Origin of the sequence: Paenibacillus ihuae, assembly GCF_001368795.1 — a bacterium.
GTDB classification, from domain to species: Bacteria; Bacillota; Bacilli; order Paenibacillales; family Paenibacillaceae; genus Paenibacillus_AQ; species Paenibacillus_AQ ihuae.
Window position 1 is genome coordinate 2,957,022 of record NZ_LN831198.1, and the last position, 22,782, is coordinate 2,979,803.

Below are 22,782 nucleotides of genomic sequence, written 5' to 3' on the forward strand. Positions count from 1 at the left end.
ATCGGCTCTGCCGCCATTCTAAGCCGGGCCATTGCCGGCACTGTCGGCAGCACAGCTATTTTCTCGATGCCCGGCTCCACCGGAGCGGTCAAGCTGGCCATGAGCCGGCTGATCCTTCCTGAGCTGCGCCATGTCATGCGCGAGATTAATAAACAGGGTTAATGGCTCCCCAGGTGTTCCAGCAGTCCGCCAAACAGCTCTTTCGCTTGCCTGGTGTATTTGCCCTTCTCCTTTTTCATGGAGGTATGGAGCAGAGCGGCGTGGCTGCTGGAAGAGAGCCTATGCACTTCTATGATCTGATCATGCTGGCCGCTGCCTATAAATAAGATTCCAGCAGTTAATGCAATAATGAGCAATAGTAGCCGTTGATTTCTCATGAATATCCACCTCTCAGCCAGGAAAGTTTTATTCCTCTTATACTAGGATGGCTGAGTAATAGCTATCATATGCAGCCGCTGGCTTTGCTTAACTTCCGGCAGACAGCCTCACTTGTTAAGAGAGCTAATCTCTTGGCGGTTCTTCATGAACATCCATATCTGGCAGGGTAGTCGCCCAGCGTGTGAATTCAACTGTGAACCCAGCCCTTGTCGGAGCACAGAGAAGCGGCCCGGCCTGTACACCCGCCTTGTAAGGAAAACGGGCAACACGGATCGTACGCCAAGGATGTATATCCGTTCTGGCTCTAAGGATAACAGCATCTTCTAAGCGTGAAGCACGGATGGTGATGTTCTCTCCTGTCCATTCAGGAACAGGGGACAAGGACCAGTCCGAGTATTCATCAGTCACAACGGCTCCGACATGCGGGACCCCGTCATTCAGCTCAATTCCAGCCTTAATCCATTCCGTCGGGCTGTGCCACAGCATAATCCCCGCCTGATCATACAACGCTGTAAGACTTCCGCTTGCAAAACTGACTTCAACCGCACTCTGATCGTCCCAGGCAGCAAGCAGCGCGTGACCGTTGTCGTGCTGGAATTGATACATTGTTTTTTGCCAATAATCACTGCCTTCTACTGCTTCAACAACCAAGCTCCCGCCCTGCTCCACTATGGATTTCGGCTGATTGCTCCATACTCCATCCTGCCAATTCACCGGCTTCTTCATCTTACAGCACCCCTTCGCATCAGACTCATCAGAAATCGATTCCAGTTTAACCCTTTTTTATCTAAAATGCTGCAATTTCTTTTTCATCAGCGTATTGATCTGCTCCGAGCTCATAAGCATCACTACAATAAAGCCGATCATGGCACCCGGCAGAATCATGAAGGTGCTCCGGGCAGCAATCCACCCCAGCAGTGGCGGCAGGAAGGCCCCGCCGGTATAAGCCAGCGCCATCTGATAACCCATGATTTTCTGGGAATTCTCTTTGCCGAACCGGGTTGGAGTCTCATGCAGCATACAAGGGAAAATCGGTGCCGACCCCAGACCAACCAGAATAAAGCCAAATAGCGAAAATACCGCTGGAAGCGGCAACGCCAGCACCACTGCACCTAACAGTGAAATCACCAGGCCTGCGCGGATCAAAACATGGTTACTGTACTTAAAAGTTATGAATCCGGTAATCAGCCGCCCGGCAGTGATGCCCCCGTAATAAAGTGAGACCCAGCCGGCAGCAGTTGCAGGAGACAGCTCCTTGACGTTGACCAGAAAGCTGCTGCCCCATAGTCCAAGTGTAGCCTCCACACCGCAGTAAAACAGGAAGGTGATCATCGCCAGTTTTACACCTTTGATCTTCAAAACATTACGGTCCGTACTAGCAGATTCGGCAGCCTCTCCAGACTGTGCCGCTTCCTGGCCGATATTCTCTGTTCTTTTCCATAGAGGCAGGGTCACAAACAGCAGGATCACTAATACAAACTGAATCAGGCTGACGGTTAAAAAGCCTTTTCTCCAGGAGTCTCCGTTCGAGATATAGCCCGACATAAGGATTGGACCGAGCATGGCACCGATTCCCCAGAAGCAGTGCAGCCAGCTCATATGATGCGCTTTATAATGAGTCGCCACATAGTTGTTCAGACCGGTATCAATGGAACCAGCGCCAAGTCCCAGCGGCAAGGCCAGCACAGCCAGCCAGATCACTGAAGAGGAATACGAGAATCCCAATAATGCAAGGGCTGTTACAGCGACACTGATAAAAGTAACCTTGCCCGTGCCCAGTCGCTGCAGCACAGCGCTGCTGGCCAAACTGGAAATAATCGTTCCCCCAACCACCACCATCGACAGCAGCCCCGCAGTTTCTACAGGTGCGCCGTAATCCAGCCGCATAATCGGCCAGGCTGCGCCAAGCATCGAATCCGGCAGTCCTAAGCTGATAAAAGCCAAATAAATGATGATTAGAAAGAATGTTGCCATTTTGTTTTCCCACCTACGTTTCAGATTTGGTTAATTGCAGGCCCGGTTCCAATGTCCGCAGTGTCTGCACGATCATGCCCTGTAAATAGTCTGCTGTAAAATCTTCGGTTAGCCGGATGTCCGGAACGGTACTGCCCGGTAAAAATAAGCTGCACTGATCAACTACCGAGCGCAGATGATGATCCGTTAAAAAGCTTCCGTATAGCACCACAAGATCAGGATTCAGCACACTGTTGACCGCAGCTGTCAGTTTGGCAATTGCTTCGGTAATCCGCTCGAACGAGGTAATCAGCGAGGGATCCCCCCACGGAATACCCAGCGGAATATTAGCTACCTCACCGGCGAAGCCCCGCTTTCCTTTATGCAGTCTGCCATTGATGTATATTCCTGCCCCGGGTCCAAAACGGTCCGGAAAATACATATACACTACCGAAGATTCCCTGGTTTCCTGCAATCTGTTGCAGTACCCGATGACTGCCGCATTAACATCGTTCTCCAGAACAACCGGCTTACCGTAACGGTTCCTGAAATGCTCTGTTACAGAAATGTTGCGCAGATCGATATAGTCTGAGACCAGCATTTTCCCGTCGATCTCCGCTCCCGGCAGACCGAAGCCAATCGCCTGTATGGCGGGGTACTGCAGCATAGCCTCATCAATCAGCGTTTCAAAGCTGCTGAGATCAATCCGGGTTACCGGTATAGTTACATCATGCAGGCGCCGGCCCGACAGGGTCACGACGGTTCTGCGGATATGAATCCCGCTATCCTCTTCATAAGGAAATAGAATCAGGGACAGTGAATGTTCGTCGTTATATATGTATTGCTGAGCCGGCCTGCCTCCGCTGGAGGAAATCAAGTCCCCCTCCCTTACTTCCTGCTGCTCCAGCAAATATTGCAGGACTGTGCCCACAGTAACAATACTAAGGCCAGTATTCTCAGCAATTTGCCGCTTTGTCGCCTGCCCCTGTTCTTTTAATGCTTTGCGTACAAGATTAATATTCACTTCTCTAATGACCAGCGCATTGCCGCCAATATTTTTCATCCTGTTCACCCCGCTTTATATAATACTTTATAAAAGTTTTTTAATAAATAGGCAGTTTTCAATGCTTCCGAGTATTTTTCGTGTATTTGAGCAAAATCATAAATTTAAAAGCCCGGCAGATATCTGCCGGGCTGAGTTCTGCATATAGAATTGCGATCTCCAAATGGCTTGCAGCTTACAAATCCGGATGCTCGTGTTTCGCTTTGAGGCGGCTCCAGCGGCGCTGAACTTCACTCTCGAAGCTACGCAGTGCCGGTTCGTTCTCCGGCTTCAGCAGATGGCGTGTTTTGCCCATTGTCTTCAGCCAGGCGGAGACTTCAACACGTTTGTCCTTGTCTTCCGGATTATACGTAATGTTCGTTGTGCCGTGCTCCACCTCATACAGCGGGAAGAAACAGGATTCAACAGCCAAGGATACAATATCCGTGCCATCCTTGTCCTCGGACATCCAGTTCAGCGGGCAGGCGATCAGAATTTTGCCGTAGACCAGGCCTTCATTCTGCGCATACCACTGGGCTTTTGCAGCCTTCTTCAGCAGATCCTGCGGATAAGCTTCGCAGCCGGTGAACACATAAGGAATATTGGTAGCCGCCATGATCTGCGCAGTATCCTTATGCTGGGTCAACTTACCCTGTTGGGTCTTGCCGATGCTTGAAGTAGAAGTACGATGACCTAGTGGTGTCGAATACGACTGCTGTGCACCTGTGTTCATATAACCTTCATTATCGTACTCTACGATAATCATTTTGTGGCCGCGCAGTGCTGCGCCGATAGCCGGCCCCATCCCGATGTCCATACCGCCGTCACCAGTTACCATAACGAAGGTAAAGTCATCTTTCAGGCCCAGTCCATCCAGCTCACCCCGGCGTTTGCGTTCCCAGAACATTTCGACCACACCGGACAGCGTAGCTGCACCATTCTGGAAGAGGTTATGGATAAACGTCGATTTATGCGATGAATAAGGATAACCGGTAGTGGTTACCATTGCGCAGCCTGTATGGTAGAGCGCAACGATATCTCCTTCAATTCCCTTGAAGAATAATTCAAGACCAGAGAAAATCCCGCAGCCCGGACAAGCGCCGTGGCCCGGAGACAGCCGTCTCGGTTTCTTCATCAAGCTGCGGACCGGAGGAACCTTCACGGCCAGCTTGCCAGTTTCTTCATTCTTAGTGACCGTAATCAGCCCTGTCTTCAGCAAGTCGAAATTCATCGGCTTCAGCAGGCGCTGCGGTGCTTTGTCAGGTTCGCCAGGATTGTGTCCGTAATAATCAAACGGCACTTCAACACGGTCAGCTACGGCAGCATCCATAGCCAGCTGGAAGAAGTGATGACCGTCCTCAGCGTAGAAATCCTTGCCGCCCAGCCCGTAAATCCGGCTGATCACCTTAGTGGTTGTATTGCCGTAAGTGAACAGTGCAGCCTTAATCTCATTCACCATGTTGCCGCCGTGTCCGCCGACAGAATCCGCGCGGTCACCTACAGTGATGGCTTTAACATTCTTCAATGCTTCAGCAATCTGCTTCTGCGGGAACGGGCGGATCATATTCGGTGAGATAGCCCCGGCTTTGATCCCCTGCAGACGAAGCTGATCCACAACATCCTTAATGATCTCGGACGCAGAGTTCATCAGGAAGACGGCCACATCGGCATCCTCCATCCGGTACTGCTCAATCATAGGATAATGGCGTCCGGTCAGCTCAGCGAATTCCTGGGCGATTTCTTCGAATACTTCTCCGGCATTGTACATTGCCACCGACTGCTGATAACGGTTGTTGATATAATCCGGTTCATTCATATAAGGACCGACGGTAACCGGGTTATTACGGTCAAGCGTATCTGTGAAGCCTACCGGCGGCTGTTCGCCTACGAACTTGTGAACATCCTCGCGGTGGGCAAAAGCCTGCACACGGCGCTTCTGGTGGGATGTAAAGTAGCCGTCGGAAGCTACCATAACCGGAAGACGGACTTTCGCATGTTCTGCCAGCTTCAGTGCCATCAGATTCATGTCGTAGACCGACTGAGGATCACGACACATCAGAATCGGCCAGCCGGTATTGAGTGCAAAATACAAGTCGGAGTGGTCACCGTGAATGTTCAGCGGTCCCGAAATCGAGCGGCAGATCAGGTTCATGACCATAGGCATACGTGTACCGGCTTGTACAGGCAGCTGTTCAAGCATGAACATGTATCCTTGCGCGCTCGTTGCGTTAAATACGCGTCCGCCTGCAGTAGAGGCGCCATAACAAATCCCTGCTGAGCTGTGCTCACCGTCGGATGGCACGAGCATAATATCATGCTGTCCGCTGGCTTTCATCGTATCGAGGAACTGGGCAACCTCCGTCGATGGCGAGATCGGGAAATACCCCATGACATGATAGTTAATCTGATGCGCAGCGTAGGCTGCCATCTCATTACCTGATTCATATAGGAATTTCTGCTCTACTTTGGCAGAGCCTACTTCTTTTTCATAATCAATAGCCATTGTTCATTCCGCCTTTCTTACCAGATTATAATTGCGTGACCAGATCAAATGTGTGATGCACAGTGTGGCTGTCAGCATAGCCTTCCTTCTCACGGATACTGGACAGTGCCGAGGTCGGGCAGGCGCCAACGCATTTCAGGCAGCCTTTGCAATATTGATAATCGATACCCAGCAGGAACATTTGTGAACGTCCCTTACGGTCAATCCGTTCTTCCCAGACAAAACACTGGTCCGGACAGACGGTATCACACTGTGCACAGTTGATGCAGGACTCGTTCTCATAAGCCGGAATCATGCCGGAACGGGAAATGCTCAGGTTCTTCAGGAAGCTGCTGCCCGGATTGATAATCGTACCGCCCATCGGCTGGGTTTCATAACCAAGCGCCGAAATGTCGGAACGTACATATTCAGGCATGCTGTCTCCTGGCACAAGCTCGAAGTGCATAAACTTCACTTCATTATAGCCGCGGTCGAAGGTCGTAATCGCTGATTGCACGGCCTGCGGATATTTTTTGCCGAGCGACTTCTCGATAACACCTTTCATTGTTTCGGTATCGAGGAACGGGCAGAGCCGGAACAGCGCGCCCAGCATCGCCATGTTTACACGGTTCTTCTCTTTCAGTGCAATGCTTGTCGCGTCGATCACGGCAATTGTACCAGCCTTCATTTTCAGCAGCTCTTTGAGTTCTTCCGGCGTCTTGGCCGAGTTCACAAGAACAGTACTGTCTTCATTGATTCCGCTGGTCACATTGACGGTCTTAGCAAGCGCTTCGTGGAATACACCGATCACATGGGGACGTTCTACCGGCGAAGTATCACGGATATGCGTATTCAAATCACAGAACCGGATGTGGGCCTTTACAGGAGAGCCTTTTTTCTCCGATCCGTAAGATGAGAAGCTGACGCCGTTCAATCCGGCTCCGACGACTCCCGCTTCCGCGAGCATCTTGCCTGCCAGGTTAGCGCCGAGTCCTCCAATGGACTCCAGCCGGATCTCAAAAAATCCGAGATCATTAACTTTTGGTAATTGTACCACCGACATAACCCCTTTCTGAGTGTCAAGAATAATAACATCCTTTTGACTTTTTTATTGATTGTAACGTGATAATAACTGTTGCGAATGTGATAAATCTTGCATTTTCCACGCCTGGGGAATCACAATTATTTATGGATTTCGATTGGTTTCTTTATACGCGACAGTGTGACGTTACTTAGAGAGTAAGTAATCTGCCATAGAAATAGCAAAATGTGAAAATTGTGTGTAATACGTCAATTCCCAAGGGTTTCTTGAATACAAGACCAACCTTAATTTAGCAATAAAATTAAAAATTAAGATGTTAAATTTATCACATTAATCATGATGAATATCACAGTAACGGTCCACTGCTCCGGCTGATTCTTACGTGAAAAATAAAAAGCCCATCCGGAGATGGGCTGATGAAGTGAGTCTTTCTGCTTCTAATATGTCCACCAGTTGCCGGACATCACGATCATTGAAAACAGCTTAATGCTGTTCTCGTCTTATCGGCTACACTGGTCCAGCGCACATCACCGGTTGCCGTCTTGAATGCCTTCAGGTATTCCAGCATGAAGTCCGAGGGCCGTGTTGCCGTGTTGTAGGAGCCGCTGTTGGCCTAGTCGCCCTGACGGATCGTCCACTGCGTCTGATTGATCTCATTGTCCATGATAGCTCCAATGATATTGTTCTCAGCCTGCAGATAATTGACCGCGCCTGCACTGCCCCATTGCCGGTGCGCAAGCAGAAGCGCAAAAGCAATATCCATGTCCCCGTCTGTGGCGGAATCCTCCCCCTCGATATTCTGAAAGCTGCTGTTCTGCTTCCAGGACATCAGATAGGGATTGATGGAGCTGGGATGGGCAGTGTAATAATTATATAGACCGTTAAAATACGTCTGTGCATTGGTGTCATACCCGGCCATCAGTACTGTAAAAAGCAGGCCATAACCATGGGCTTCGGACACGGTTTCCCCATCTGAGTTATATTTAACATAGTATTTCCCGTTACCTGCTGGTTTCAGGTAAGCAGCTTTCCATTCATTCCACTTGGTCTGCTAAATATAGTCTTGCATTTTATTCCTGTCAATATATAAAACATCCAAAGTATTGCATAAAGAAGCTGCCCTTCACCGCATGTCTTAATTGCTGAAGGACAGCCTCTTACTTGGCCTCTGAACACCAAATCTTCTACTCTATATCCTGCTGCATATGCTCTGTGATCAGTTCCTGCTTGCGCGTCCATACCTTTTCACTGAGATTCACACGATACACCTCAGGATTCAGCTTGCGCAGGTACTCCGGCCAGAACAAATCGAGCTGTTCCTGATGATAGCTGCGGATTTCATCCAGTGCAGGCAGTTTGTACACCTGGAACCCGTTCACAAATATCGGCTCCAGCATCGGCAGTGCCTGATACTTGTCGACATTCTTACGCAGATACGGATGCAGCGGATTGAACAGCTTAATCCGGGCACCGTTGCGCGGAGCCGCCTCTTCCGGGAAGCTGATATAATCCGCCATCGCCTTTCCGTTGGTTCCAACAATGCGGAACACTTCTTTTTTGCCGGGGGTCGAGACCTTCTCAGGGTTGGAGGAGATTTTGATCGTCGGGATCATTTCACCTGTAGGGGACTCAATCTCAACCAGCTTGTGCACGCCGCCAAGCGAAGGCTGGTCGGAAGCGGTGATAAGCTGTGTTCCCACCCCCCATGTATCGATGGCTGCACCCTGCAGCTTGAGGTCCATAATTGTATTCTCATCCAGATCATTGGAGGCGACAATCTTAACATAGTCCAGGCCGGCCTCATCCAGCATCTTGCGAGCCTGGATAGACAGATAGGCCAAGTCTCCGCTGTCGAGGCGGATACCGTTCATCCGCTTACCCTGTGCTTCCAGCTTCTTGGCAGTGTTGATGGCATGCGGCACACCGCTGCGCAGTGTATCGAAGGTGTCCACCAGCAGGGTAACGCCGTCCGGCATTACCTTAGCATAGGCATCGAAGGCTTCCTGTTCACTTGCGAAGCTCTGTACCCAGGAGTGTGCATGTGTACCTTTAGTCGGGATGCCGAACATTCTTCCGGCCAGCATATTAGAAGTGGCATGGAAGCCGCCGATATAAGCCGCACGTGCGCCCCATACCGCCGCATCCGCCTCCTGCGCTCTGCGGGTTCCGAATTCCAGCAGGATATCCCCGGGGGCCACCTGCTTGATCCGTGAAGCCTTGGTAGCAATCAGCGTCTGATAGTTCATGAAGTTCAGAATCGCCGTTTCGACAAGCTGGGCCTCCATAATTGTGCCTTCAACCCGTACTAGCGGCTCATCCGGAAAGACGAGTGCTCCTTCCTTCATGGAATGGATCGTCCCCTGAAAATGAAACTGCAGCAGCTCCTCCAGAAAGGCAGGTGCATAATTCTCTTCCTGCTCGGACAAATAGCGGACATCATCTTCGGTAAAGCGCAGGTCACTGATGTACTGGGCAATGCGCTCCAGACCCGCAAATACGGCAAACCCGTTCCCGAAAGGCAGCTTGCGGAAGTAGGCTTCAAACACCGCTTTGCGTTTATGGGTTCCGTTCACCCAGTGGGCATACATCATATTGATCTGATATTTATCGGTATGTAGAGCAAGCTCTCTCCTCAAATCCTCATCTCCTAAATTCTCTCTAGTATGCGGTAACGACCTTCGCTCCAAGACTCCCCTGGAAATGCCCTATTGCCCAAAGATGTCCGTCCGGGTTAAAACTGGCCACAGCGTCTTCGTGTATGATGAGATCAAACCCTTTGTTGTATGCATCAACTGCAGTATGCAGCACACAGATATCGGTGCAGACGCCGATCAGATGCAGCTCCGTAATTCCGCGTTCGCGCAGCTTCAGCTCCAGATCCGTCCCGCTAAAGGCGCTGTAGCGCGTTTTGTCCATCCAATAGATCGAAGACCGGCTGGCCTCATATACATCCTTCAAAGTGCCGTACAATTCCCTGCCGCGGCTGTCCCGCAGATTATGCGGCGGAAACAGCTTGCTCTCCGGATGATACGGATCATCCGCTTCATGCAAATCTACAGCCATTACCACGTAATCGCCGTTCTCGGCAAACTTCCTGGTCAGTTCGCTTACTCTTGGCGCAATATCAATCCCCGGCTGCCCGACAGGCAGACTGCCGTCAATAAAATCATTGGTGAAATCTATCACGATCAATGCCTTCATTATACTGGCCTCCTTAAGGCTGGGTTAAAGGGTTATCCGGTTACCAGACATCTTCCTACGTATAGATAGACAATAACGGCTCATGGTCTGTGAACATATAGAGCTGTGCAGGTCGCTGGGAGTACTGGTTGGAGCTGACCGGATTGCCGGCTTCGTCCCGTACTTCCTTTAATATACCCTGACGGCTGCGTGTTGAAGTAATTTTGCGGATGAAGTTCGGCTCTTTGAATTCCGGCACTACCGTTTGAATTACCTGGTACAGCTCGCTTAATGTGAAGTGCCGGGGCAGAAACTGCCGGGCAATCGTGGTCTGCAGCATCTGCTGCTGAATCCGCAGGTAGGCATCAGTGATGATGTCATGATGGTCAAAAGCCAGCTCCAGCTCCTCCAGGGCTTCCTGAAGCGTAAACAGTCCGACCTCGCCCGCGTCATCAGAGGCTTGTCTCTGCTCCAGCATCCATTCCTCCACCAGCGCAAAAAAAGCATGGCTGATAATCCACCCGCGCGGATCACGGCCAGGCGTACTATACACGCCAAGGTATTCCAAGTGCCCGCCGTCGACACCAGTTTCTTCTTTCAGTTCACGTGTTGCCGCATCATATATAGATTCATCCTCCTGGCAGAAACCGCCCGGTAAGGCCCACATCCCGGCACATGGCCATTTCTTCCGCCGGATCAGCATTACCTTTAGTTCGCGCAGGGGAAGTGTTTTGGTGACTGTCTTCCGTTCCCGCTTGGTCAAAGTGAACATCACAATGTCGGCCGGAACTCCGTCCGGGGTGCGGTACTTTTTGGCGTTATAGGTTTGTTCCACGTTCTCGCTCACTTTAGATCATCCTTTGCCGCAGCTTTTGTTTGCTGTTCGTATCTTTTAATGTACCAAACCTGAACTTCTAAAATCAACAAATCTGCCGCATTTATATTTGAATAAAGGGACGGATCTGCATCCGCCCCTCCGAAAATGGTTTAATCTCCGCATGTGGACGGCGGCGCTTCTGTTCCGGCTTCCACATTGATTTTCTCTGACACGGTGTCCCGGATTACGGAAATAACCAGCTGCAGCAGGTAATTAATATCGCTCTGGCTCTGCTGGAACTCATTCACGACCGGAATCCCGTCGATTTCATCCTGCAGGACTTCGATTTCCTGCTCAATCTTCGCTACCATATCCTTATTGCCGAAGCTCTCAAAGGCGACAATCTCCTTCTGCTTCTTCTTGATTGTGGCAATCAGCCCCTGGACCCGTTCGTGATTCTGGATTTTGAGCTCGGCCTGCTGGAAATGCCGCACTTCTTCACTTGTCGAAATCAGTGAAGCGAGTTCCTTCGCTTTGCCCATAATATCCTCACGCACAATCAGATCACGGGTGTTGAAGCTTTGCATGCCATATTTATTGACACTCGGGTTTTCCTGGCTCATTAACATCGCCTCATTTCACTATAATTTAGAGAACCGCTGCGGCTTCCGCCACATAGTCCCCTTTAATGTACCAAGTTTTGGTATCTGTAATTCTAACCTGTACAAAGCTGCCGATCAGCTCCCGCGGACCTTCAAAATGAACCAGCTTGTTAGCTCTGGAGCGCCCGGAGAGCACGCTTGAGTTATTCTTGCTCTCACCTTCTACCAGCACCTCTACCAGCTCACCCAGCATCCGGTCGTTACTGACACGGCTCAGTTCTTTAATCAGGTCATTCAGGCGCTTCAGGCGCCCGTTCTTAACCTCCTGCGGAACATTATCCTCCATCGCGGCTGCCGGTGTTCCCTCACGGGGAGAATAAATGAAGGTATACGCCATATCATAACCTACTTCGCGGACTAGCGACAGGGTCTCTTCAAATTGTTCCTCGGTTTCACCCGGGAAGCCTACGATAATATCGGTCGTCAGCACCGCACTCGGCACACTTGCTTTGATCTTGCGGACCAGCTCCAGATAAGCTTCCCTGGTATATTTACGGCTCATCTTCTTAAGTACCGCCGTACTTCCCGACTGCACCGGCAGATGAATATGCTCTGTCAGATTGCCACCTTTGCCTAGCACTTCAATCAATCTATCGTCAAAATCACGGGGATGGGAGGTCATGAAGCGGATACGCGGAATATTAATCAGCCGCATGTCATCCATCAGATCCCCGAATGTATAGTCTATGTCTATAAAATCCTTGCCGTATGCGTTCACATTTTGCCCTAGCAGGGTTACTTCCTTGAAGCCCAGACGGGCCAGCTCCCGCACTTCGGCAATTACATCCTCCGGCCGGCGGCTGCGCTCCTTGCCTCGGGTAAACGGCACGATGCAATACGTACAGAACTTATCGCAGCCGTACATAATATTAACCCAGGCGCGCATGCCCTCCCGCTTTTTCGGAAGATTCTCAATGATGTCGCCTTCCTTGGACCAGACCTCTACCACAAGCTCCTTGCTGAACAGGGATTCCTTGATAATCTGCGGCAGCCGGTGAATATTATGCGTACCGAAGATCATATCCACGAAGCCGTGTTTGGCCATGATCCGGTTAACCACACCTTCCTCCTGCGACATACATCCGCAGACACCCAGCAGCAGGCCCGGCTTCTCCAGCTTCAGCGTTTTGAGATGGCCCAGCTCACCGAATACTTTGTCTTCTGCATTCTCGCGGATGGCACAGGTATTCAGCAGAATAATATCCGCATCATTCCGGTCTTCCACCGGCAGATAGCCCATTTGCTCCAGCATACCCTTCATCGTCTCGGTGTCATGCTCATTCATCTGGCAGCCGTAAGTGGCAATAGAGTAATAATGCTGTTTATGGCTGTTCAGTTCACGGAACTGCTCCATAATCTGTGTCGTTTCCGCATCATCAAAATGGATGACTTCAATCTCCTGCTTCCCTCTGCGCTTGCCTTCTTTATAGTCGGGATTGGAATTGATCTGCACCGTCCGGCCTTTGATTCTATAAGTGGTCTTGCCTTCTTCTTCACTGATGACTTTGGCATCAGAAAAATCAAAATATTTTGAGTAATCCTTCGAACCGCTCTTGCCGGATTTTAAGGCAGGTAGGTTATTCCCCATTGTCATATGTTCACGTCCTTTATGAATGAAGCATGATCAATAAAATCACAACAAAATAATCTTGCTAATTAAAAATTATAGCATAAATAATGGAGCCTAATCCATCTGCCGTCTAGATGAGCCCCCACTTCCCGCCGGGAATGAACCCGCATACAAATAAACCTCCCTACCGGAATCCGTAAGGAGGCTATCATTAGAATTAATCAGGTTTATCTATCAGCGGCGGAAGTACATACGCATATAGACTAGATCCAGTTTGGAATTTTTGACACAGATAAAATACATCCTCATTTCCTGAAATCAACCCCCCATAAAGTACCTTAGCCCAAGTTTAACAGTACAGCGTTACATTTACGTTACACTTTTCTACAATATTCAGCATATTATGATAAAATAACAACTTTTTTTCGCTATAATAACCATAGATAGACTATGCAGCCGTGCAGAGGAGTACAAAGATGGAGTATATTTTGGAAAATGGTTTAACACTTAATTACGAATATGCTCAAGCCATGCAGCCAAGCCCCGAAACCGAGACACTTGTGCTTATTCACGGGATGGGGTTTGACCTCAGATGCTGGGACCGGATAATCCCTTATTTGAAGGAAGATTATCATATTCTCAGATATGACTTCAGAGGACACGGGTTAAGCGGGACGGGAGAAATTGATCCAGCTAAGCTGGCCTCACTCTATACCGAACATCTTCATGCGCTTGTGCAGCATCAGGAGATTGACCAGTTCCATATTCTCTCCCATGGAGCGGGGTGCATTATCGGGCTTTATTTCAGTAAAGCTTATCCCGGGAAGGTACGCAGCAATGTGTTGTTATCCCTGCCGCTCTTTAATTCAACCAATACTGCCTATAAATATGCGGATTACCGAAAAGATCTAATGAAGCATCAGTCCATGCGTACCTTAGCCGACCACGTTATTCCGAACGTAACCCTTTTCCGGCAGGGCAGCCCGGAGATTGACAAGCTGTATGAAGCCTTCTCCAGAGTAACCTTTGATGTCTATGTTGAACTGCTGGATTTCTTTGCCGGAGCGCACAGTGAAATTATGGAAATGTTCAAACAGCACACAGGCCCTACCCTGCTGTTGACCGGAGAGCGTGACCCCATGTATCCGCCATACCTGTCCAGCCTGATTGCTTCAGCCAATCCCAATTGCCGTTTTATGACGATCTATAATTCGTCTAATATGGTGTTTTATGACCAGCCTGAGGAAACCTACAAGCAGATCAAAATGTTCTTCGCCAGTGAATGGAGCCACCGGGCACCCCTGGACCCTTTATTAATGGATTTGCATGCGGATTTCTTGGGAATGGTAGACACTGACCAGGAACAGCAGGTCATTGCCTCCCGCTTAAAGGTGGTCCTGCTGAAGCCATTTCAAGTGTTTGTGGATGATTCAGAGATCCTCAGCGGCTGGGGAAGAAGAAGCGCCAAGGAGCTGCTCATCTATCTGCTGCTGAATCCTACCGTAACGAGGGACCAGCTGTGTGAGGACCTGTGGAAGGATATGGAGACGGTCAAAGCCCGGAATCAGCTGCGGGTCTGCCTGAATCATCTGAAGCAGCTGCTGAATAATGACGAGACAAAGCTCATCTACAGCAGCAACCAGCAAATCTCGCTGCAGGCTCCGGTAAATGTATATTGTGATTTGCTGACTCTGCTGGACCGGACTAAACAAGCGCTTGAGGAAACAAACCCGGAACAGAAGGACAAGTGGATTCAGGAAATTTTCCAGCATATCCATGAAGATATGTTCCGCAACCTGAACCAGGAATGGAACTTGAATTTTAGAATGCGCCTGGAAATCCAGCTGACTACACTGGTGTATTATCAAGCAGACAGGTTGGCGGGCCAGGGCAATTACACCGGCGCCATCGCCTGCCTAAAATATGTATTATTATTCAATCCGGAAGAATATGATGCCTACGAGCGGATCGCCCATCTCTGTGAGCAGAACAATCAGAAGCATGAAGCCAGAAAATGGCGCTCGAAAGTGGAGAAGCTGCAGCCTGAAAAAGGGCAGACCCCGATGTAAAGCGTTGCTAACGCCCTTAACTCTTGGTCAAATACACAGCGGCATTATTACCCCCGTAACCATGAGAAGTGATCAGCACTTCTGCGGAGGGCTTCAGCAGAGTCTCCGTAATCAGCGGCAGATGCTCAAACCCCCATTGATCGGTCCGGATGGTACGGGGAACAAACTGATGCTGAAATCCGAGCAGCGAAGCAATGATCTGCGCCAGTCCGCTTGCGCTGAATGGATGGCCGATCAGTCCTTTGACTGAGGTTAAGGGAACACCGTGTCCAAAGAGATCCCGGGAGACAACGTCTTCGATGCTGTCGTTGGCGTCATACCCCATCGCCTGGCTGTTATAATAGTCCGGGCTTCTTTGCCCCAGCACACTGCTCACAGCTTGCTTCATGCTGCTGCCTGTCCTGTCATGCCCATTGATGGATTCAGCGTCATTGTTGGTTACTACTGCATCTATATATCCGTAAATAGCTGCCTTACGGGCCAAGGCATGTTCTTCCGTCTCCAAAATCAGGCTTGCCGCTCCTTCCGATAATAAGAAGCCTTTGCTTCTTTTGCTGAAGGGGGAGCCTGCATATTCTGCCTGCTGGTTAAACGGCAGTGCTCTGATCTTGCCGAATCCGAATACGGTTACTTTGTTATTGCTGCTGTCCGCCGCACCGACTATGGCGCTATTGATCTTGCCGTTCTGCAAGTACATCATTGCATCCTCCACAGCCTCCACACCGGCGGTGCAGCCCGTGGTCACCGTTTTGGTTATCCCCTTCAAATGAAAAAAGCTGGAGACTGAAGCCGCGAGACTATGATAATGCACCAGTCCGCAGCAATAGACCGGCATTTCTCTGAATTTATCTGCCGATGAAATCCGAACCATTTCTTCCAGTGGAGTGGTTCCTCCCATTGTTGTTCCCATAAATATACCAGTTGAAGTCCCGCTATCCCCCAAGTCCAGATGTGCCATCTCAAGGGCTTCCGAGATTGTACAGATGGCCAATTTGGCGATCCTGGGTAATGCCCTGTAGTGCTTGTCCTCCAGTTCTCCTAGTCCCTGTACAACCTCACCGATCAGTAAATCCTCCCGATTTGGGGTAATCTCGTTCCTAATAGAAAACTTATACTCGCCGCTGATCAGATGCTGAAGCAATTCTTTGTTATTCTCGCCATTCGGAACCTTCACTCCGAAACCGGTAATCACTATACGCTTGCTCATCCCTTATCATCCTTTTCATCAAAATTATTAAGATGACACAAAGAGGCTTCCCCCGCATGTGTGTTTTGGATTCTGCTTGCCAAAACTCACCACCTGGTGGAAGCCCACTAAGTAGATAGTATAGTTATAATCTTTAGCTGAAATTGAACTTAGCTCAACGTCCGGGTCGCCTCTGAAGTAAACGGAATAATCTCATCCGTCCGTCCGCTCTGTACTTTGGCCGGCCATGCAGGATCGCTGATCAGCGCCCGGCCTACAGCAACCAGATCAAATTCAGCCTTTTCCAGTCTTTCCAGCAGACGGTCAATGTTGTCTTCCTCATTCTGTTCTGTCACGCCGCCCGTAAATTCACTGTTCAATCCTACAGACCCTACGGTAATCGTAGGCTTGCCGGTAATTTTCTTGGTCCAGCCGGCCAGATTCAGCTCTGAGCCTTCAAATTCCGGCAGCCAGAAACGGCGGGTGGAGCAGTGGAAAATATCAACACCGGCGTTGCTAAGCGGTGTAAGGAACCGGGCCAGCTCTTCCGGTGTCCGGGCCAGCTTGGCAGAATAATCTCCGCTCTTCCACTGCGAGAAGCGCAGCACGATTGGGAAATCGGGGCCGACCGCACGGCGGCAGGCGTCAATGACCTCGACGGCAAAGGTCGTCCGGGCTTCCAGATCACCGCCGTATTCATCGGTGCGCTTATTGGTTTTCTCCCAGAAGAACTGGTCGATTAGATAACCATGGGCACCATGCAGCTCAATTCCGTCGAAGCCAATCCTTTTGGCATCCGCAGCAGCCTGGGCAAATGCAGCAACAATCCCGTCGATTTCCTGCTGTGTCATCGGCTCGCTCACCTGCTCACCGGCCAGGTTCAGTCCGGATGGGCCAATTGGCAACGCCTCAGCGTTCGGGAGCTCCCCAATGGTGCGTGCCATGCCGACATGCCAGAGCTGCGGAATGATTTTGCCGCCGGCTGCATGAACTTCGGCCACCACATTCGCCCAGCCTGCAAGAGCAGCTTCTCCATGAAAATTCGGGATGTTCTGATGACTGACTGCCGAGGGATGGTTGATAGCCGTGCCTTCGGTAATGATCAGCCCTACCCCGCCCTCCGCACGTCTGCGGTAATAAGCGGCTACATCACTGCCCGGTACACCATCCGGCGAAAAGACGCGGGTCATCGGGGCCATTACAATTCTATTGTTGAGCGATAGCGAGCCTGCCTGAAAGGGAGTAAACAATAAATCTGTATTCATATCCTACCTCCATTAAATAATATAATTACTTTAAGTAAGCATATTATGACGCTTATCAGGAACAAAAGCAAATTGGAGATAGCTCTAGTTACCACGCACTTTCATAACTAAAAAAACCGGACAACGCAGTTGACCTGCCGATGTCCGGTTCTTATTCTTAAGCTATATATTGAAGAAAAATTCTACAATTCCAGGATGCCCGCTTTTGGAGTTACACGGAACGCAGCAGCCAGATCAGCCAGCTGACGGTCGGTAATTTTCTGTTTGTTCTCTCTGCCGCCAATTAAATTGTAGACGATCGCCGCTTTTTCAATCGTCTCTACAAGGCCAAAGGTAGCATCCATAGTTGCACCGGTAACGAAGATTCCGTGCTGCGGCCAGACAACAACGCGGTAGTCCTTCATCTTGTCGGCAGTGGCACGGCCGATTTCACTGCTTCCCGGAACAATCCAAGGAATGACGCCAATCCCGTCAGGGAATACAACCAGGCATTCCGTACACATTTCCCAGAGGGTTTTGGTAAATTTCAATTCATTCAGATCATGGGTAAACGTCATGGCGATTACATTGGTTGCATGGGTATGCAGCACAATGCGGTGCGTCGGATCAACCTTCAAACGTTCGATGTGGCTCATGAAATGGGAAGCCAGCTCACTTGTCGGTACAGCACCGTTGCGCAGACCCCATAGAACCTCAACACTCTCACCGCTCTCCGATACACGCAGCACCCCGAGGTTCGCTTCCGGGTCTTTGATAACATTGCGGAAATATTTACCGGAGCCAGTAACGATAAAATATTTACCGGCCAGCTCAGTAACCGGGAAGGTAAGCTGAATCGTACGCAATGACTCGCGGATATTGATATACTTGGCAACTTCCTCTTCGTCCAGCAGATAGCTGATATTGCCCCCGTTCAGCTCATCCCAGCCCAGGGACCACATGTGATGGGTGATTTCGGACATTTCCTGGATAAACGGAGCTTCGGTGCCGGCGATGTAACCTTTAGTTTCAATTACAGATGTGCTCATATGTTTTCTCTCCTTTGGATGCCAATCTAATGGGAACTACCTCTCAAAAAACTTACCGTGCCGAAAGTACTTCCTGCTCATAAGCTTTCACATCAGCCAGCCAGCCTTCGCGTACCGGCGTGTTCTGCGAAGCACAGTAGTAATCCCAGACCGCTCCAAACGGATACGATTTGAATTCCTCCACAAGTGCAAGGCGTGAAGTATAGTCTCCAGCCAGTTCAACCGCTTTGAGTTCAGCAATGGGCTCCAGCATGGCACGCAGCAGCGCCTTGATGGTGTTACGTGTGCCGATTACCCAGGCTGCAATATGGTTGATGCTGCCGTCGAAGAAGTCAAGTCCGATATTTGTGCGCGGCAGCAGGTCTCCACGGACCAGCTCACGGGCGATTTCCAGCAGCTCATCATCCATCGTAACGACGTGGTCGCTGTCCCAGCGGACCGGTCTGCTAACATGCAGGAGCAATTGTTCACTGAACATCAGGATTGAGGAGAGCTTGTTAGAGATCACTTCGGTCGGATGGAAATGCCCGGCATCGAGACAGATCGCTTTTCCGCGGGTCAGCCCGTAGCCCATATAAAATTCATGCGATCCGACAACATAGCTCTCAGAGCCGATGCCGAACAGCTTACTTTCCACTGCATCGATATTGTACTGCGGGTCAATGTCTTCACTGAACACTTCATCCAGCGAATCCTTAAGACGTGCTCGCGGAGCCAGGCGATCAACAGGAGTATCCTTATAACCGTCCGGTACCCAGAAGTTCGTCACACAAGGCTGCCCAAGCTCACGGCCGAAGTGCTCAGCGATTTTGCGGGAAGCTTTGCAGTGCTTGATCCAGAAGCTGCGGATTTCTTCGTCCGCATGGCTTAAGGTAAAACCGTCAGCAGCTTTGGGATGGGAGAAGCAGGTCGGGTTAAAGTCTAGCCCCAGTCCCTGTTCCTTGGCCCAGTCCACCCATGGTGCAAAGTGACGCGGCTCCAGTTCATCCAGATCCACCTTCTCATCTGTATCCGCATAGATTGCATGCAGGTTCACTTTGTGTTTGCCCGGGATCAGCGACAAGGCCTTTTCTAAATCCTGGCGCAGCTCATCCGGCGTGCCGGCGCGTCCGGGGTAACTGCCGGTTACGGCGATACCGCCGCTCAGTTCCTTGTCTTTGAACAGAAACCCGCGGACATCATCGCCCTGCCAGCAGTGAAGGGAAATTTTGATCCCGGCAAGTTTCTCCAGTACCTCATCCACATTGATTCCGTGGGCGGCGTACAGCTTCTTCGCTTCGTTATAGCTGTTAATGATGCTCTGATCCATGATGAGTCCTCCTAAAAGTTTTGTGAGCATCCGCTCCATAGTGATAATTATTTGCTGTCTCCTGCAGCGGCCGCTGCATGCAGCTCTTCCCAACGGACTAGCAGCTCCTTAAGCTGCGGCAGCGGGCGCGGCCGGTAAGACTTAATCTTAAAGGACTTGCCAATAATCGTTCTGGCCTCCTGGATATCTGCAACTGTACCTGTTTGAATCATCTGCACCGCAAGATTGCCGAGTGCTGTCGATTCAACCGGACCGGCCAGCACCTCCCTGCCGATAATGTCAGCAGTCAGCTGGCACAACAAGGCGTTGTTCGCGCCGCCCCCGACGATTTGCAGTACCTCGACCGGTCTGCCGGTCAGATGCTCCAGCTCCGCCAGATAACTACGGTAAGACAGCGCCAGACTGTCAAAGATACAGCGGGCAAGCTCGCCCGGCGATTCCGGAACAGGCTGGCCGCTCCCGGCACATGCCTGGCGGATTTCTTCAATCATGTTATCCGGATTCAGGAACCGCGGATCATTGCACGGAATCAGGCTGCAGAATCCTTCGGCTGCTCCGGCAAGCTCAGCCAGTTCACCGAAGCTGTACCGCTCCCCGTCCAGTCTGCGGACTTCCTGGATTAGCCACAGTCCCATAATGTTCTTCAGGAAACGGTATGTTCCGAAAGCACCCCACTCATTGGTGTAATTGGCTTCCTTCGCCTCCGGAGTATTGACCGGCTGTTCCAGCTCTACACCAAGCAGTGACCAGGTGCCGCTGCTGATGTAGGCGGAGGAACGTCCATTTTGCACAGGTACACCCAGTACCGCAGAGGCTGTATCATGTGTTGCTGCACAGATCAGTTCACATTCCGGCAGATCATACTGTTCCATAAGTGTATCGCTAATTGTGCCTAGAACCTCACCCGGTTCTGTAAGCGCTGCGAACTGTTCTCTTTGCAGATGGAGCAGAGCCAGCAGGTCCGCATCAAATTCACGGTCAGCCAGATTGAGCAGCTGTGTCGTAGAAGCATTGGTAACCTCGTTAATCTTACGCCCGCATAATCTATAGTAGAGATAATCCGGCACAAGCAGAATCTGGTCGGCTGCAGCCAGCTCCTCACGGCTATGGGCATACAGCTGGTATAACGTATTAAAGGTTAATTGCTGGATTCCGGTTTTGGCATATACCGTTTCAGGAGAAATCAGCTTGGCCACTTCCTCCATTACACCGTCTGTACGGCGGTCACGGTACGCATACACCTCCTGCATCCGGTTTCCCTCAGCATCCAGCAGCACATAATCTACGGCCCAGGTATCGATACCGAGTGTACATTTGGTGATGCCTGATGATTTTGCCTTTTGCAGGCCGAGCAGGATTTCCTCGAACAAATAATCGATATCCCAGAAGCAGGAGCCGTCACGTTCGGTAAAGCCGTTGCTGAAACGGTGGATTTCCTCCAGCGAGAGACTTCCGTCCGCTAGTGTTCCGAGCACAAGCCGCCCGCTGGAGGCGCCGATATCGACGGCGATATGATAGTTCATAGGGAATCTCCTTCGTTCATAGTCATGAAGCTGTTTAGAGAATTTTACGGAACAGGGCGATGACTTCTTCCTTCGTAGGAATGAACGGATTACCCGGTGCGCAGGCATCCTTCATTGCGTTCTCGGAGAGAAGATCGAGATCCACCTCGTCAACACCCAGCTCGGATAATTTAGCCGGAATGCCGACTTCCTTCGACAAGGCCTTGATCGATTCAATAACGAAATCAGCACATTCCTTATCGGTTTTGCCGTCCACCTGAAGGCCGATGGCCTTAGCGATGGCCCGGAATTTCTCAGGTACATATTTGGCATTCTCTTCTTCAACAAATGGCAGCAGCATCGCATTGCATACGCCATGCGGCAGATCGTACACCCCGCCAAGCTGGTGGGCCATCGCATGCACATAGCCGAGTCCGGCATTGTTGAACGCCAGCCCGCCAAGGAAGATCGCGTACACCATCTGTTCCCGCGCTTCGATGTCATGGCCGTTCTTCACCGTACGGGCCAGATTAGCAAAAATCAGCTCAACAGCCGCAAGTGCAGTAGCATCTGTAACCGGATAAGCGCCTGGTGTAACAAGGGCTTCAATGGCATGGGTCAGTGCATCCATACCTGTTGCCGCTGTCAGTGCAGCCGGCTTATCCACCATCAGCTCGGGGTCGTTCACGGAAATGGTCGCGATGCTGTTCTTATCGACCATAACCATCTTAACCTTGCGTTCTTCATCAGTAATTACATAGTTAATCGTAACTTCGCTTGAGGTTCCGGCAGTGGTATTGACGGCAACGATCGGCAGCGATTTATTCTTGGACTTGTGTACTCCCTCATATTCGGCAATATGTCCGCCGTTAGTAGCAACGATACCGATAGCTTTGGCTGTATCCTGCGGCGAACCGCCGCCGATGGAGATCAGATAATCACAATGATGCGATTTCAGAAAATCCACGCCGTCGTGAACATTTTTACAAGTCGGATTTGGCTTTACTTCATCATATACCACATACTCAATCCCCGCTTCATCCAGCACGGCCAGCAGCTTGCCGGCGATCCCGCTCTGCATCAGGAACTTGTCGGTAACTACCAGTGCTTTCTGCAGGTTCAGTTCTTGAATGTATGGGGCGATTTCCTTAAGACAGCCTTTTCCCATAATGTTGATCGAAGGAACATAATAGACATGAGTACTCATTGAATGACCAGCCTCCCAGCAATTTTGTGTAACAGGAATCTCTTAAGTTATCTTCATCTCTGCAAGGTTTATCCCGGCTGCGGCACCTCA

19 protein-coding genes and 1 pseudogene are annotated in these 22,782 nt (G+C 50.5%); 2 read left to right on the top strand and 18 right to left on the bottom strand.

Features of this window, described 5'->3' with window-relative positions; all coding sequences use genetic code 11:
• On the top strand, nt 1-162 hold a 162-nt coding region (locus tag AQR02_RS34215), incomplete at its 5' end, for a MogA/MoaB family molybdenum cofactor biosynthesis protein (RefSeq protein WP_425340010.1).
• Here AQR02_RS34215 and AQR02_RS13450 read toward each other — a convergent pair.
• From AQR02_RS13450 to miaB, 12 genes and pseudogenes are all read right to left on the bottom strand, one after another.
• Nucleotides 159-377, bottom strand: a complete 219-nt coding sequence (locus AQR02_RS13450) for a hypothetical protein (RefSeq protein ID WP_054940935.1) — start codon at nt 375-377, stop codon at nt 159-161. The two genes, AQR02_RS34215 and AQR02_RS13450, sit on opposite strands and share 4 nt — an antisense overlap.
• 124 nt (nt 378-501) lie before the next feature.
• A complete protein-coding gene (locus AQR02_RS13455) occupies nt 502-1,104 on the bottom strand; it encodes a DUF1349 domain-containing protein (protein WP_054940936.1) in 603 nt (200 codons plus the stop codon).
• Nucleotides 1,105-1,161: 57 nt separating this feature from the next.
• Nucleotides 1,162-2,352 carry an MFS transporter gene (locus AQR02_RS13460; RefSeq protein ID WP_054940937.1) on the bottom strand — a complete coding sequence of 397 codons (1,191 nt, stop codon included), beginning with the start codon at nt 2,350-2,352 and terminating at the stop codon, nt 1,162-1,164.
• Nucleotides 2,353-2,365: 13 nt separating this feature from the next.
• Complete coding sequence (locus AQR02_RS13465) at nt 2,366-3,394, bottom strand: ROK family protein (RefSeq protein WP_054940938.1); 1,029 nt, start codon at nt 3,392-3,394, stop codon at nt 2,366-2,368.
• Nucleotides 3,395-3,569: 175 nt separating this feature from the next.
• Nucleotides 3,570-5,876 (bottom strand): thiamine pyrophosphate-dependent enzyme, encoded by a 2,307-nt coding sequence (locus AQR02_RS13470; protein WP_054940939.1) that lies wholly within the window; start codon nt 5,874-5,876, stop codon nt 3,570-3,572.
• A gap of 25 nt (nt 5,877-5,901) precedes the next feature.
• On the bottom strand, nt 5,902-6,912 hold the full coding sequence (locus AQR02_RS13475) for a 2-oxoacid:acceptor oxidoreductase family protein (RefSeq protein ID WP_054940940.1): 1,011 nt from the start codon (nt 6,910-6,912) through the stop codon (nt 5,902-5,904).
• 598 nt (nt 6,913-7,510) lie between these two features.
• Nucleotides 7,511-7,930: pseudogene (locus tag AQR02_RS13480) on the bottom strand (glycosyl hydrolase family 8); the annotation flags it as partial.
• 151 nt (nt 7,931-8,081) lie between these two features.
• Complete coding sequence (locus AQR02_RS13485) at nt 8,082-9,533, bottom strand: nicotinate phosphoribosyltransferase (protein WP_082451837.1); 1,452 nt, start codon at nt 9,531-9,533, stop codon at nt 8,082-8,084.
• Between the two features lie 22 nt (nt 9,534-9,555).
• Nucleotides 9,556-10,098 (bottom strand): cysteine hydrolase family protein, encoded by a 543-nt coding sequence (locus tag AQR02_RS13490; protein WP_054940941.1) that lies wholly within the window; start codon nt 10,096-10,098, stop codon nt 9,556-9,558.
• A 55-nt stretch (nt 10,099-10,153) separates the two neighbouring features.
• On the bottom strand, nt 10,154-10,924 hold the full coding sequence (locus AQR02_RS13495; protein WP_042177372.1) for an NUDIX domain-containing protein: 771 nt from the start codon (nt 10,922-10,924) through the stop codon (nt 10,154-10,156).
• Nucleotides 10,925-11,064: 140 nt separating this feature from the next.
• Nucleotides 11,065-11,517 carry a YlbF/YmcA family competence regulator gene (locus tag AQR02_RS13500; protein WP_054940942.1) on the bottom strand — a complete coding sequence of 151 codons (453 nt, stop codon included), beginning with the start codon at nt 11,515-11,517 and terminating at the stop codon, nt 11,065-11,067.
• A 25-nt stretch (nt 11,518-11,542) separates the two neighbouring features.
• Nucleotides 11,543-13,150 (bottom strand): tRNA (N6-isopentenyl adenosine(37)-C2)-methylthiotransferase MiaB, encoded by a 1,608-nt coding sequence (miaB, locus tag AQR02_RS13505; protein WP_082451838.1) that lies wholly within the window; start codon nt 13,148-13,150, stop codon nt 11,543-11,545.
• 452 nt (nt 13,151-13,602) lie between these two features.
• On the opposite strand from miaB, the gene AQR02_RS13510 reads away from it, so the two are divergent.
• Nucleotides 13,603-15,195 carry an alpha/beta fold hydrolase gene (locus tag AQR02_RS13510; protein ID WP_054940943.1) on the top strand — a complete coding sequence of 531 codons (1,593 nt, stop codon included), beginning with the start codon at nt 13,603-13,605 and terminating at the stop codon, nt 15,193-15,195.
• Between the two features lie 16 nt (nt 15,196-15,211).
• On the opposite strand, the gene AQR02_RS13515 is transcribed toward AQR02_RS13510, so the two are convergent.
• From AQR02_RS13515 to AQR02_RS13540, 6 genes are all read right to left on the bottom strand, one after another.
• Nucleotides 15,212-16,402, bottom strand: coding sequence for a beta-ketoacyl synthase N-terminal-like domain-containing protein (locus AQR02_RS13515; RefSeq protein WP_054940944.1), 1,191 nt, complete (start codon nt 16,400-16,402; stop codon nt 15,212-15,214).
• A 149-nt stretch (nt 16,403-16,551) separates the two neighbouring features.
• On the bottom strand, nt 16,552-17,646 hold the full coding sequence (locus AQR02_RS13520; RefSeq protein WP_054940945.1) for an NADH:flavin oxidoreductase: 1,095 nt from the start codon (nt 17,644-17,646) through the stop codon (nt 16,552-16,554).
• A gap of 182 nt (nt 17,647-17,828) precedes the next feature.
• Nucleotides 17,829-18,674, bottom strand: coding sequence for a rhamnulose-1-phosphate aldolase (rhaD, locus tag AQR02_RS13525; protein WP_054940946.1), 846 nt, complete (start codon nt 18,672-18,674; stop codon nt 17,829-17,831).
• Between the two features lie 52 nt (nt 18,675-18,726).
• Entirely contained in the window at nt 18,727-19,983 is a 1,257-nt protein-coding gene (rhaA, locus tag AQR02_RS13530) for an L-rhamnose isomerase (RefSeq protein WP_054940947.1), read from the bottom strand.
• 47 nt (nt 19,984-20,030) lie between these two features.
• Complete coding sequence (gene rhaB / locus AQR02_RS13535) at nt 20,031-21,506, bottom strand: rhamnulokinase (protein ID WP_054940948.1); 1,476 nt, start codon at nt 21,504-21,506, stop codon at nt 20,031-20,033.
• A gap of 34 nt (nt 21,507-21,540) precedes the next feature.
• The gene (locus AQR02_RS13540; protein ID WP_054940949.1) at nt 21,541-22,692 is read right to left on the bottom strand and encodes an iron-containing alcohol dehydrogenase; all 1,152 of its coding nucleotides are present in this window, start codon (nt 22,690-22,692) and stop codon (nt 21,541-21,543) included.
• Between the last annotated feature and the right edge of the window lie 90 nt (nt 22,693-22,782).